Annotated in this window: 11 protein-coding genes; 2 read left to right on the top strand and 9 right to left on the bottom strand. The window is 46.7% G+C overall.

Translation table 11 applies throughout. The features are described from left to right. Positions 1 to 19: 19 nt before the first annotated feature. Genes rpoN through CLV42_RS01950 form a run of 3 tightly spaced genes read right to left on the bottom strand, consistent with a single transcriptional unit; the run spans position 20 to position 2715 of the window. Positions 20 to 1519 carry an RNA polymerase factor sigma-54 gene (rpoN, locus tag CLV42_RS01960; protein WP_106600217.1) on the bottom strand — a complete coding sequence of 500 codons (1500 nt, stop codon included), beginning with the start codon at positions 1517 to 1519 and terminating at the stop codon, positions 20 to 22. 46 nt (positions 1520 to 1565) lie between these two features. After that, positions 1566 to 2231 carry a ribonuclease HII gene (locus CLV42_RS01955; RefSeq protein WP_106600216.1) on the bottom strand — a complete coding sequence of 222 codons (666 nt, stop codon included), beginning with the start codon at positions 2229 to 2231 and terminating at the stop codon, positions 1566 to 1568. A gap of 52 nt (positions 2232 to 2283) precedes the next feature. After that, the gene (locus CLV42_RS01950; protein WP_106600215.1) at positions 2284 to 2715 is read right to left on the bottom strand and encodes a hypothetical protein; all 432 of its coding nucleotides are present in this window, start codon (positions 2713 to 2715) and stop codon (positions 2284 to 2286) included. 164 nt (positions 2716 to 2879) lie between these two features. Between CLV42_RS01950 and CLV42_RS01945 the strand changes: the two genes are divergently transcribed. Together CLV42_RS01945 and CLV42_RS01940 are read left to right on the top strand one after the other, a co-directional pair. Beyond that, positions 2880 to 5036, top strand: a complete 2157-nt coding sequence (locus tag CLV42_RS01945) for a S46 family peptidase (protein WP_106600214.1) — start codon at positions 2880 to 2882, stop codon at positions 5034 to 5036. Between the two features lie 231 nt (positions 5037 to 5267). Continuing rightward, complete coding sequence (locus CLV42_RS01940; RefSeq protein ID WP_106600213.1) at positions 5268 to 5624, top strand: IPT/TIG domain-containing protein; 357 nt, start codon at positions 5268 to 5270, stop codon at positions 5622 to 5624. A 66-nt stretch (positions 5625 to 5690) separates the two neighbouring features. On the opposite strand, the gene CLV42_RS01935 is transcribed toward CLV42_RS01940, so the two are convergent. From CLV42_RS01935 to CLV42_RS01910, 6 genes are all read right to left on the bottom strand, one after another. Next, positions 5691 to 6125: an META domain-containing protein gene (locus CLV42_RS01935; RefSeq protein ID WP_106600212.1), complete on the bottom strand. Its 435-nt coding sequence runs from the start codon at positions 6123 to 6125 to the stop codon at positions 5691 to 5693. A gap of 60 nt (positions 6126 to 6185) precedes the next feature. Beyond that, positions 6186 to 7061 carry a hypothetical protein gene (locus tag CLV42_RS01930; protein ID WP_106600211.1) on the bottom strand — a complete coding sequence of 292 codons (876 nt, stop codon included), beginning with the start codon at positions 7059 to 7061 and terminating at the stop codon, positions 6186 to 6188. Positions 7062 to 7083: 22 nt separating this feature from the next. Beyond that, positions 7084 to 7701 (bottom strand): alpha-ketoglutarate-dependent dioxygenase AlkB family protein, encoded by a 618-nt coding sequence (locus CLV42_RS01925; protein ID WP_106600699.1) that lies wholly within the window; start codon positions 7699 to 7701, stop codon positions 7084 to 7086. A 104-nt stretch (positions 7702 to 7805) separates the two neighbouring features. Next, a complete protein-coding gene (typA, locus tag CLV42_RS01920; protein ID WP_106600210.1) occupies positions 7806 to 9614 on the bottom strand; it encodes a translational GTPase TypA in 1809 nt (602 codons plus the stop codon). Positions 9615 to 9839: 225 nt separating this feature from the next. Continuing rightward, positions 9840 to 12095, bottom strand: a complete 2256-nt coding sequence (locus CLV42_RS01915; protein ID WP_106600209.1) for a patatin-like phospholipase family protein — start codon at positions 12093 to 12095, stop codon at positions 9840 to 9842. Positions 12096 to 12161: 66 nt separating this feature from the next. Then, on the bottom strand, positions 12162 to 13214 hold the full coding sequence (locus CLV42_RS01910; protein WP_106600208.1) for a COX15/CtaA family protein: 1053 nt from the start codon (positions 13212 to 13214) through the stop codon (positions 12162 to 12164). Positions 13215 to 13330 lie beyond the last annotated feature (116 nt).

The raw sequence follows: 13330 nt of genomic DNA, 5'->3' as shown, positions 1-13330 counted from the left end.
AGGACGGCCGCCACGTCAATTAAAGTTCTTTCCTCAGCCTGGCTACCGGGATATTCAGCTGCTCACGGTATTTGGCTACCGTACGGCGGGCAATGTTATACCCTTTGTCCTGGAGCATCTTCGTCAGGTTTTCGTCGCTGAGCGGCTTACGTTTGTTTTCCCCCTCTATCAGGTCAGACAGGATCTTTTTCACTTCACGGGTAGAAACCTCTTCACCGCTGTCAGTAGACAGCGATTCACTGAAGAAGAATTTCAGCTTAAAAGTACCAAACTCTGTCTGCACATATTTACTGTTAGCTACACGGCTTACTGTAGAAATATCCAGTTGGGTAATGTCAGCAATGTCTTTCAGGATCATCGGGCGCATAGTCGTCTCATCCCCTGTCAGGAAGAACTCCCGCTGATATCCCATGATGGATTCCATTGTTGACAGCAGGGTATGCTGTCTTTGCTTGATTGCGTCAATAAACCATTTGGCTGCGTCAATCTTTTGTTTGATGAACAATACCGCCTCTTTCTGACGCTTATCCTTTTTGTCGCCTCTGTCATATTCCTTTAACATGTCCCGGTATCCTTCCGAAATCCGGAGGTCAGGGGCATTTTTGGAATTCAATGTCAGCTCCAGCTTACCGTTATTGTTCAGGATAAAGAAGTCCGGCACCACATAACTTTCCGCCTTATTCAGGGTGGCAAAGTTACCTCCTGGTTTCGGCGTTAATTTGATGATCTGCCCAATAGCTTCCTTCAGGGTTTCATCACTCATATTCAGGCCCTTCTGGATCTTCTCGTAATGCTTCTTGGTAAATTCATCAAAATAATTCTCCAGGATCTGGTAAGCGCCCGACACACCCGGATCGTCCTGCGGTTTGCGTTTCAACTGCAGCAACAGGCACTCCTTCAGGTCAGTGGCACAGATACCCGGAGGATCAAATTCCTGGATCTTGCGGATCAGATCTTTGATCTCATCTTCATCAGTAGCCACATTCTGGGAAAAAGAAAGGTCATCCACGATCGCACTTACTTCCCTGCGCAGGTAACCATCATCGTCAATACTGCCGATGATCTGTTCCGCAATGCTGTTCTGCCTTTCATCCAATTCCAACATTCCCAGCTGGCTCAAAAGATGCTCATGAAAAGATGTTTCCACCCTTACCGGAATAGTTTTGTTCTCATCCTGGTCAGGATAGTTATCATCCCGGAGTTTATAATCGGCTATATCATCATCTCCCTCACTTACATACTCAGATATATCAATATTGTCGTATTCGTTCTCACTCCCATCGGGTTCAAACTCGTCTTCCCCCTCCTCTGAATCTGCTGTATTGCTAAACTCCTCCTGGGGATCCTTAAATTCGTCTTCATGCGCCTCTTCCCCGTACTCCAGGGCAGGGTTCTCCTCCAGCTCTTCCTTGATACGTTCTTCAAGAACAGCCGTAGGAACCTGCAGCAGTTTCATCAGCTGAATCTGCTGAGGCGACAATTTCTGTAATAGCTTCTGCTGTTGTGTCTGCTTTAACATAGTCTAATCCTATCCAAGGGCAAAATTAATAAACAATAGTTTTTTGCTAATCTTCTGTTTCTTCCGGTGAAACCACCTTCACCACTGTATATTCACTTACAGGAGTGTCAAAATCCAATTCCAGTTGTTCCTCAGGCAACAATCTAAATGATTTCCGGTGAAATGGCGTATCTCCATGTTCACGGATTGCATCCCTGTGTTGTTGTGTAGGATATCCTTTATTCTCGAGCCATCCAAAATGCGGGTATTGTTCATGCAGCTGCTGCATATAGTCATCCCGGTAGGTTTTCGCCAATATGGAGGCTGCTGCTATGGAGGCATATATGCCATCGCCTTTTATGATACAGGCATGAGGAATATTTCCATAGGGTACAAAACGATTCCCGTCAACTAATATGTAACCCGGTTGCTGCTTCAGTTGTTCCAGTGCCAGGTGCATGGCCCTGAAAGAGGCCTGGAGAATGTTGATCTTGTCAATCTCCATGTTATCCACACTGGCCACCGCATAGGCAATCGCTTCCCGTTCAACTACAATACGGAGTTTTTCCCGGTCTGCTGCTTTTAGCTGCTTGGAATCATTCAACAGTTTATTCCTGAACTTAGGCGGCAATATTACCGCTGCCGCAAACACAGGACCTGCCAGACAACCTCTCCCTGCTTCGTCGCAGCCGGCTTCAAAAGCGATATCTTTTTGGTGATAAGAACGTAACAAGGCTTTTTAGTATGATTATTGCGGTAAAGGTAGGGAATTTCGTTTCTTATCCCTACCGGAATAATTCTTTGAAATCCGCTTTAAATTCCTTCCACTCCTTGTCCGTTTTTTTCATCAGGGTATCAACATCTTCCCGCGTACTATCCCAGGCATCTGCACCACCGTTTTTTAACTCGGTAAGTTTATCATCTATCTGATCTCTCAGTTTCGCCAGTTTAGCCTGCGCCTTTTTACTTTTCTCAGAGCCATCTTTTTTCAGTTCATCCATTTTGGCGTCTATATCCTGTTTACGTTCTTCAAGACCTTTCCTTAAACTATCCCGTTGGGCTTCCATATATTCCCCGGCTTTTTCCGCCGTTTCTCTGACATCCTGTCCAATTTTTTCCACACCTTCCTTCAGTTCTTCTTTTTTTTCTTCAGTCCGGGTCTTTTCCTGGCACGCCAGGAAGGCCATTGCCGTCAATAGCAGCAGTACTCTTTTCATAAGTAGGCTTTTAAAGTGATTTTTTTATGTGTCCGAAACCCGCCAACCACATCCTTTTTACAAATGCCATTCCAGTTTTAACTATCACCGTTTACCACAGACAGTATGGCGCATATTGAAAAATTACATAGGTTTGAGACTGCTTTTTAAAAACGCTACCAATTATGAAAAAAAATCTCCTGATCCTTCTGTTACTGCTGGCGGCACAATTCGCCAAAGCGGATGAAGGAATGTGGCTGCCCTATTTATTGGGACAGCAGGTGTACAATGACATGGTGAAGAAAGGTCTGAAACTGACGAAAGAACAATTGTACAGCATTAACAAAGCGTCACTGAAAGACGCCATTATCATTTTCGGCGGTGGCTGTACAGGAGAAATAGTGAGCAATCAGGGGTTGATATTTACCAACCACCACTGTGGCTACGACGCCATTGCTACTGCCAGCTCAGTAGAGCACAACTATCTTAAAAACGGCTTTTACGCCCTTGACAAGCAACAGGAGATCCCCGCCAAAGGATTGTCTGTACAGTTCCTGGTACGGGTAGAAGATGTGACCAAACAGGTACAGGATGCCCTGAAAGGCATGAGCGGCCAGGAAAGACAGCAGCAACAACAGAAAACCGTTGCTGACATCGTCAGCCAGGCCATTAACGGCACCAACTACGAAGCAAAAGTATTACCCATGTTCAAAGGCAACCAGTACCTGCTCTTTGTATATGAACGTTATAAAGATATCCGCCTGGTAGGCGCTCCGCCTGAAAGCATTGGCAAATTCGGCGGCGATACCGACAACTGGGAATGGCCCCGCCACACCGGCGACTTCTCCATCTTCCGTGTATACACAGACAAGGATGGTAAACCAGCTGAATATGCTGCCGGCAACATGCCGCTGAAACCAAAGCACTTCCTGCCGGTATCCATCAAGGGTATAAAAGAGAACGACTACGCCATGATATTCGGCTATCCCGGCGGTACCAACCGTTACGAAAGCTCTGAAGGCGTAAAGCTGAAAATAAGTGTGGAAAACCCTTCCATCGTAGGCCTGCGCAGCGTTCGCCTGAAATATATGTTTGAGCAGATGAAGAAAGATCCGGCTATCAAGCTGAAACTGGCCTCTTCTTATGCCGGTATCGCTAACTACTGGAAATTCTTCGACGGAGAAACCAAACAGCTCGTGAAATACAACGTGCTGGAAGATAAACAGAAACAGGAAACTGCTTTCGAAAAATGGGCACAAGGCAAAGAAGAATATGCGAATATCTTCCCTGACTATGCTGCTTCTTACAAAGCATGGACACCTTACGCTAAACACCGTATCTACATCAACGAAGGTATTATGGGCTCTCCGCTGGCTGCTTTTGCGGGCAGCCTGATGGCGGTGGAAAAAGCATTGGTACAATCCGGCACTTCCTCCGACATGATCAAACAGAGCATCATGGCGGCAGATAAAGCGCGTACGGCTTTCCTGGAAGAGGAAGACAAAACCAGCGACCAGAAAATACTGGCGGCTACCTGTCACCTGTTCTATACAGATATTCCCCTGGCACAACATCCTATCGGATTTTATGATGCCATCAAAGCGAAATTCGGTAGCCTGGAAGATGATAACACCTACCGCCTCTGGGCTTCCGCCATCATGTCGGGCTCTATGATCCTGAATGACGCCCGTTGGAAAGCATTCATCGCTAATCCTGACGCCGTAACCCTGCAGACGGATCCTGCCTTCGCCTATTCCAGTGCGTTCATCAAGAATTTCACGACAAAATATCTGCCGCTGTACAACCAGTTCGTGGCCAAAAACAATGATCTGGGCCGCGTTTACCTGAAAGGAAGAATGGAAATGGAACCCACTAAAAAATGGTATCCTGATGCCAACTTCTCTATGCGCCTTACCTATGGCCAGGTGAAGCCATATGCACCCCGCGATGCCGTAGCTTACGACTACGTATGTACCATGAAAGGCGTAATGGAAAAGTATGTACCGGGCGATTACGAATTTGATCTGCCGGAAAACTATGTTTCCCTATACAATAAAAAGGATTTTGGCCAGTACAAAGACCTCCGGAAAAATGATATCGTTACCTGCTTTATCACAACCAACGACATTACCGGCGGTAACTCCGGCTCTCCTGTGCTGAATGCCAACGGAGAACTGATTGGTCTTGCTTTTGATGGTAACTATGAGGCCCTGAGCCACAAGATCCAGTTTGATGCTGTATACAACCGGACTATCTGTGTGGATATACGCTACGTACTTTGGTGCGTTGATAAACTGGGCGGCGCCAGCAACATTATCAATGAGCTGAAACTGATTAAATAAATACTTCCCTGCATAAACGAAAGGGCTGATCAACAATAATGATCAGCCCTTTCGTTTACACGGTACCAATACTCAATTTCTAATATTCAGGTATTTATACCCATTGTTAATCCATCAATACTCCTTATCTTTGCGTCCGATTTAATTGAATTGAAAAAACCAACAGTCGCAGTTAGCTCCATACACTACAAAGCGCTGTTTTAAACCCTGAACCCCAAAAAGAATAATTTTATGTTTTACAGGAAAATTAATCTGGCTATTGCAGCCATGATGATGTGCTGTCTGTACAGTTGTCATGTAAATCCATCTGCTGAAAGAACATCCTTACGTATACAGGATACCCTTCCCGCAGGCGTTACTGATATAGTTCTGACCATTAATGGGAAAGGCTTCAGCAATGTTACAACTGACAATAAAGTAATAGTAGATGACGTCGAAGCGTCAATCATCAGTGCATCCGACAATCAGTTAGTAGTACGCATCCCTGCAAGGAAATCAGCCAAAATAGCTGTTACCGTAAAAGTAGGTAATGAAGTATCTGATACTGTTCTCGTGGACAATCAGATCGTGATGCTGGCTGGTAGATAATATGAAAATGCGGCGCATGGCGGAATAAGTTATTCCGTATATGCGCCGCATTTATTTTATGCCTTATTATTTTGTTATTGCCGTTTTTTTAAACCCATCAAACAGCATGGCAATTCTACCGCTATCGCGGAGTTGTAATTGCCGCTCTTCAAACTTCATTGTATAAGTACGATCACTCAGCATGCGCAGGAAAGCGCTCTCCCTTTCATTGGCCTGTGCATCCACACACGCCATACGGGTGCTTATTACCTTCCCGAAAGTGATCTCGTTGCCATCCAGCTGATATTCACCAGCCACCTTGTTACAGCCACCGTTGCCATTAAAGCGATGTGCAGCTGTATCAAACTCCAGCCATATCGGTGATTTTTCCTGGACAGTTCCATTCATATTGACAAGGCTCCATCTTTTATCCTGAATACTGCCAATCTGTTGTTTCGCAACCTTTTGCTGGCTACAGGTATTGGCAAGCAGTACAAGGAGCATCGTTGTTAATCTGACCATAGTTCTGTGGTTTATGGGTGTGATGATACATGCTCAAGAACAAAAACCACTCCATATAGTTTACAGTTTACTGATCTTACGCAACACTTCCTCATAATAGGTCCGCTTATCTGTAGCTGTAATTTCTATCACCTTTACATCATTGGCTACCAGCATCTCCAGCTTAAACTTGGCACCCGGTGCCAGTTCTGAAGGGATATAATAATACAGGGCATTGCTTACCGGAATCGTATTCTTCTGGAATTTCTGCCTCGCTCTGTAGGTCAGCAACCACCACAGGTCTGTTTCTACAAAATCGAGCGACAGGCCAAATATGTGGATATCCCTCGTAAAGAAAAGATCCAGCCAGGAGTCTTCCGTGACGGGTAAGTGCTGGCTGATACGCTGCACCAGCGACTTCCGGGGCGCCTGCGGACTGGTATATGTCGTGCCAGACACAACATAGTTCCGCATTTGCTGTAGCTGGCCGCCGTAATGCTCAAATCCGAGATTGATGCTCAGCGGGTTCAGGCAATCGCCATGAATATGCCAGTAATTTGTATTGCCTATTTTATACTTCCTGAAAATGCTAAAGATCCTTTCCAGGATCAACCCATCACTCTGTAAAGGAATTTCTCCTTCCAGCGTGAACTCATAATTCGTGGTCAGAATGTGTGCCGGCGCGAGGTTGCGGATTGCGGCATGAATATCATTCTGTTCTATCTTGAGCGTTTTTTTTGCAATAAAAGATTTCAGTTCCACCTCTCTTATATGCGCCTGGCGGATGGCCGTCAGGAAGATCTCTTCATACAATAAAGGGAATGGCTTTCTCTCGTCCAGTTGTATACAACCGTCCGGAAGGCAGAATGTAACGATGTCATTAAGAAGGTCTCTCCAGCTCTGGCCTTTCGACATGTTATTGATATCATTGCCAATCAGTAAGATGGGGTTTTTCATGACCTTGTCTTTTGGTTATTTATCACACGTTGTGTATCACCCTGAATGTGAGATTAATTCTCTCTCCTGATACTTTGGTTGTTTTCGGCACCTGGTGTTGCCAGTGATGTTGCAGGGCGCCTTTCATGATCAGCAGCGATCCGTGCTGCAATTCCAGCTCATATTTCAATCCGGCCTGCTGGTGGCGCAGCATAAACCGCCGGGTGGCACCGAGATTGAAAGATGCAATGACCGGGTTCCTGCCAAGTTCCGGCTCATCGTCTGCATGCCAGCCCATGGAATCTTTTCCGTCACGGTAACGGTTCAGCAAAACGCTGTTGAAACACACACCTGCTTCGGGTTCTATCTGTTCTTTTATGCGCAGCAACTCTGCCGTCCAGGCCTGCGGCGTATAGGTGTTACCGGAAAACGCATAGGTGCTGCCGGCATCTCCATACCATGCCATCAGGCGGGGAAACAACACTTCTTTACCATACATCTTCATACGCTCCTGCTGCCATTCGATCTTTTCCATCAGCGTCTGCATACAAGCAGTAGCCTCCGGCAGGGAAAAGAACTGCGGATAGTAAACCAGCTCACCATCTTTCAGGGTAATGTGCTGACTGGCGGGATCACTGAATAATGGTATTTGCGGTGCCATCAATACAAAGATACAACGGGGCTGCGCATCCAATATACGCGTTGTAAAACAAAAAGCCGCCCCGTTATTCACGAGGCGGCTGATATCTTGCAAAACAGTTGCGCTTATGCGTCTGCCTTCATTGATTTAGAAAGTCTCTTTCTATCTTCTTCATCCAGGTAAACTTTACGCATACGGATGTTGTTTGGCGTTACCTCGATACACTCATCGTGCTGGATATACTCCATACATTCTTCCAGTGTCATCAGGGTCTTAGGCGCAATGCTGGTTGCAGCATCACTACCGCTCGCACGCATGTTGGTCAGTTTCTTACCTTCATTCGGATTCACTACCAGGTCACCTGGTTTGTTGTTTTCACCGATGATCATACCTTTGTACACTTCCTCTCCTGGGTCTACAAAGAAGAAACCTCTATCCTGCAGTTTATCCAGGGAGTAAGCGGTAGTAGTACCTGCCTCTTTAGCCAGCAGTACACCGTTGTTACGGCCCGGGATAGCACCCTTCCATGCTTTATAATCGTTGAAACGGTGTGCCATTACAGCTTCCCCTGCGGTGTTGGTCAGCATCTGCGTACGCAGACCGATCAGACCACGGGAAGGAATTTCAAATTCCAGGTGCTGCATGTCACCTTTGGTTTCCATGATCAGCATTTCACCCTTACGACGGGTTACCAGGTCGATCACTTTACTTGCAAATTCCTGTGGAACGTCAACTACCAGTGTTTCGTATGGTTCACATTTCTTACCGTCGATATTTTTCAGGATTACCTGAGGCTGTCCTACGGTCAACTCAAATCCTTCACGACGCATCGTTTCGATCAATACACCTAAGTGCAGGATACCACGACCATATACCAGGAAGCTATCAGCGCTGTCTGTATCAACTACGCGCAGTGCCAGGTTCTTTTCAGTTTCTTTTACCAGACGGTCACGCAGGTGACGGGAGGTAACGAACTTACCGTCTTTACCAAAGAACGGAGAGTTGTTGATACTGAACAGCATGTTCATGGTTGGCTCGTCCACGCTGATAACAGGCAATGCTTCAGGAGCATCGAAGTCAGCAATGGTGTCACCGATATTGAAATCTTCGAGACCTACTACCGCACAGATATCACCTGGCTGTACTTCAGTCACTTTCTTTTTACCGAGTGCTTCAAAAATGTACAGTTCACGTACACGGGATTTTTTGATACTGCCATCTGTCTGTACCAGGGAGATCGGCTGACCTTCCTTAATGGTACCACGTGCTACACGTCCGATAGCAATACGGCCCAGGAACGTAGAGTAATCCAGGGAAGTGATCTGCAGCTGCAGGTTACCTTCAGGGATCTTTGGTTCTGGTACATGCTTCAGGATACCATCCAGCAGCGGAGTGATATCTTCACATTGAGTCAATGAATCGTTGAACCAGCCATTCTTACCGGAACCGTAATAGGTTGGGAAGTTCAGCTGCTCTTCAGTAGCGTCCAGGTTAAAGAACAGTTCGAATACCGCATCATGCACTTCGTCAGGACGGCAGTTCGCCTTGTCAACCTTGTTGATCACAACAATAGGTTTCAGGTTCAGCTGCAATGCTTTCTGCAGTACGAAACGGGTCTGCGGCATCGGCCCTTCAAAGGCATCTACCAGCAGGATCACACCGTCCGCCATTTTCAATACTCTTTCCACTTCACCTCCGAAGTCGGCGTGGCCTGGAGTATCGATCACGTTGATTTTCACCCCATTGTACTCAACAGATACGTTCTTACTGAGGATGGTGATACCACGTTCCTTTTCCAGGTCGTTGTTGTCCATGATCAACTCACCTGTTTCCTGGTTTGCCCTGAAAACATTGGTGTGATGCAGGATTTTATCAACCAGGGTAGTCTTACCGTGGTCTACGTGCGCAATGATTGCTATGTTACGGATATTCATAAATCTTGTTCAATTTGTTCTGGCTCGTTGACACAGGTCGGGCCAAAGAAGGCGCAAAGTTACAATAAAATGTGGAAAAAGTGGGGATACGCTTTTAAATAATTGTGATCATTTCTCCAAATGATTCACTAAAAATCCGAGCTCATGGTTGGCAATGGACTATTTATCAACAGTTTAATGCCGATTTTTAACGTATGTGTTCAGCCCGGCGCTCCCCTTATTTCTCTACTGATTTCCTTCCGCCAGCAGTGGACGGCCCAGCGTATTCATCACACTGTCGAATGAAGCCTGATTAGTCGGATTATCCAGCGCTCCGGCAATGTCGATCTTTTCACGGGAAGTCAGGTGCCAGCTCAAGGCCGCTACCTTATCCTCCTTCTGGGGCACATACTGGAAAATAACCCGGTGGAATTTTCCCGGGAAATACCCTTCCAGGTAGGCCAGTTCATTGTCCTGTACAAAGTCCTGCATAGCGCTCCAATGTGCCTGCATCGTGAACAATGGGTCTAACATCATGTCATTCAGCTTCATAGACTGTTTGATGGACTTGATATCATTCTTACGCGTATCCCTCACCTGGATGAAAACAATCCCATCCGTATTCTCATTGACCCAGTCACGGAATGTATGCAGGAAACGCATGGCTGATTCCTGTCCGAAATTATCCCTGATACCCGCATCCATCACATCCACAATAGGTTGGCTGGGCAGAAATACATTAGGCAGTACATAGGGGAATGTAGCACACATCCTGATGGCACTTGTAATACGCAGGTTCTGTGCCCCCTGGTTGGCAAAATACTGGGAGAAATCCACCCCATCCACATCCCGTACGCTTCTTACATGCGGCGAGTAGTCAGGCGCACACAGGTAGCTGACCGGCTGTGGCGAGATGATCAGGCGGCGGCCATCTGCATTGATCGTCGCATTCCAGATCAACATAGGGATCTTCGCCTGCTGTTCCGGCTCCCGGTAATCGCCAATGGTGCCGGCCAGTACATTGTTGGTATTGGTGTTCAGCTGCATCTCAAAAGCAAATCCCCTATCCTTTGCATACCGGTTATTTCCTATTTTGAATGAGCGGAAGGGCGTAATAAAATCATTCACCGCCATAGACGTGAACACACAATTCAGCAGGTCACGGGAAATACGTTCTGTGTAACCGCTGTCCTGCACATTGACGGGCCGTCCCAGCTGTTTTTCCCTATACAGTTCCCGGAAGTACGATGCACCCATCATACCGCCGGACGCGCCCGTCATCAGGAAAGTATTGTTCATCAGCTGTCCTTTCATCAGGACATCCAGCCGCTGTAAAACATTCATGCTCCAGGTGGCCGCCCGCAGGCCGCCTCCGCTGAAATTGAGGATGATCATTTTCGGCTTTCCCGGACCTTTGTATTTCGCCTTCCAGTTCTCCAGGATCTTCAGTGTCTGCTCCTTATCACGCTCTGCCCGTTCTGCAGTAAAGAACTGCTGCAGGGCAGTAACACTATATTCCGGCCTTTGCTTCCTTTCTCCGTAATTAAGCCCGTACGCCTTGTTACGGTTGTCCAGCAGGTCATGTTCTACCAGCCAGTTCAACCCGACCAACATGATCAGTACCATGGGAATAGCCCAGCTCTGCAACAGATATGCATACGCACCGGCCACACCGATGAGGAACGCAAAAAAGATCATTACACTCGCGCCCGCAGGTATCCTGAATACAGGATAATCCATCAGGAAAGCCAGGATCATCAGGAAGATGAGCGCACAACCCACCGTGATCATCGCTGCAAAGTGATGCTGCTTGAGTATACTATCAAGATAATGCTTGTTGTAGTGGTCTACATTCCTGGCCCGGCGGATCTTCCAGGGAGAGTTAAAATAGTTGTGTACAGGCAATGCATTTTCGTCTTTTTCCTGCGTGGGCTTCAGCACCAGGCGCAGGAAATTGCGGGGATTACCAAACTTCTTTTCCAGCCTGCGGCCGATATTTTTGTCCGCGTTAAAAAAGTAAAAGAAACTGAAGAAGACGATGAAAAGATATCCGCAGATAAATCCTTCTGTCAGTAATAATATTTCAGGCACTGAACTCAACTGCTGATAGCGCTGGTATTCCCAGCCACGGAAAAGCAGGTTGACCATAAAGGCAATGGGTACAATAGAATTGTTCAGGCAGTATTTAAAAAAAGGCTGGGAGGTAGTAGCAAGAAATTTAAAACGGCCGGTATGCAAAATGAAAGTGGTAATGTTCCAGCTCATTGCAAACAAACCGGTTGCCAGTCCCAGGATAGAGGTACTGTAGAAGTTCACTTTGCCCAGGTACTCTGGTGCAAGGTACAAGGCGTCACCACCAAATACTTTGGCAAATTCCCCGTTTATAGTGCTGAAAAGTATAGCCCAGAACACCAGTAACACCTGGTACTTGCGGAAATGAAGCAAGAACAGTTGTATAGGGAACGAGTAAAAGATCCTGACCAAAAAAGATTTCACTTTCATCCGTTACGCTAATTACAATAAACTTACGAAAAAGTTTAACATGTTCTTAGCCGGATCTTTGATCTCCTATACTTTGGCTGCCTTATTTCTGCTGAGGTATAAAGTCCATACGAGAGAAAGTAATAACAACATCCCCACACCCTGGTGAAGTATGGCCTGCAGAATGGGTATCCTTACCTGACTGCCAAGCAGGGTGAGCACTCCCAGCATTACCTGCAGCAATACCAGCAGTAAAGGCACGTAACGGATGCGGTGCAGCAGACTGTGCTCGGGTGCTTCCGAAGTTTTCCACCACCATATTACCACCAGGATAGTGATAAGATAGGCCAGTCCACGGTGAATGAACTGTATAGTGATCGCATTGTGCGTAATATCTGTCAGTAGATTGCCCTGTGTGAACATGCCCACCGGCCACCACATACCATTGATATCAGGCCAGGTATTCGCTACCAACGCGGCATGCAGGCCCGCCATGAATGCGCCAAAGATCAGTTGTAAGGTCAGTATTCCCAGCAGCCAGCCGTTCAGTTTGCGCAGGCCGGGCATGGATAAAACTTCCTTCTTGTCAGTGCTCAATTTCAGGGCAAACCAGAATGTATAACAGAGTAATACCAACGCAGCAATAAAGTGAACGGCCAGGCGTATATGGCTCACATACAGGTCTTCTGTATTCAGACCGCTCTGTACCATGATCCATCCGATAGCGCCTTGTAAGCCCCCCAGGATAAACAGGATAACCATCGGTTTCACCATAGAAGCGTCCAGTTTCTTCTTAATAAGAAAATAAACAAATGGAATGGCGAATACCACCCCGATGAAGCGGGCCCAGTCACGGTGCAGCCATTCCCAGAAGTAAATGGCTTTAAAATCGGACAGCGTAAAATGCCGGTTCACGTACTGGTACTGGGCGATCTCTTTATATTTATCAAAAGCTTCCTGCCAGGCGGCTTCTGTCATAGGAGGCAACGCCCCCAGAATAGGTTTCCATTCTGTGATGGACAGCCCCGAACCGGTCAGCCTGGTGATACCTCCCAGCAAAACCTGAACGATCAGCATTCCCACTCCTATATATAGCCAGATAGCCACCGGCCGCTGTTGTTGTAATCTCGATTTTTCCATAAACGCCAGCAAAGGTAGGTATCAATTAACAATTAAGAATGACATTCGTCATCTCTTCCTGACCGTTTCATAATCCTATCTTAACCTACGCGTAACTTTCCGTTAATGTATCCCAC

It is taken from the genome of Chitinophaga ginsengisoli (assembly GCF_003014595.1).
Taxonomy (GTDB): Bacteria; Bacteroidota; Bacteroidia; order Chitinophagales; family Chitinophagaceae; genus Chitinophaga; species Chitinophaga ginsengisoli.
This window is presented reverse-complemented; position numbering and strand designations above follow the sequence as displayed.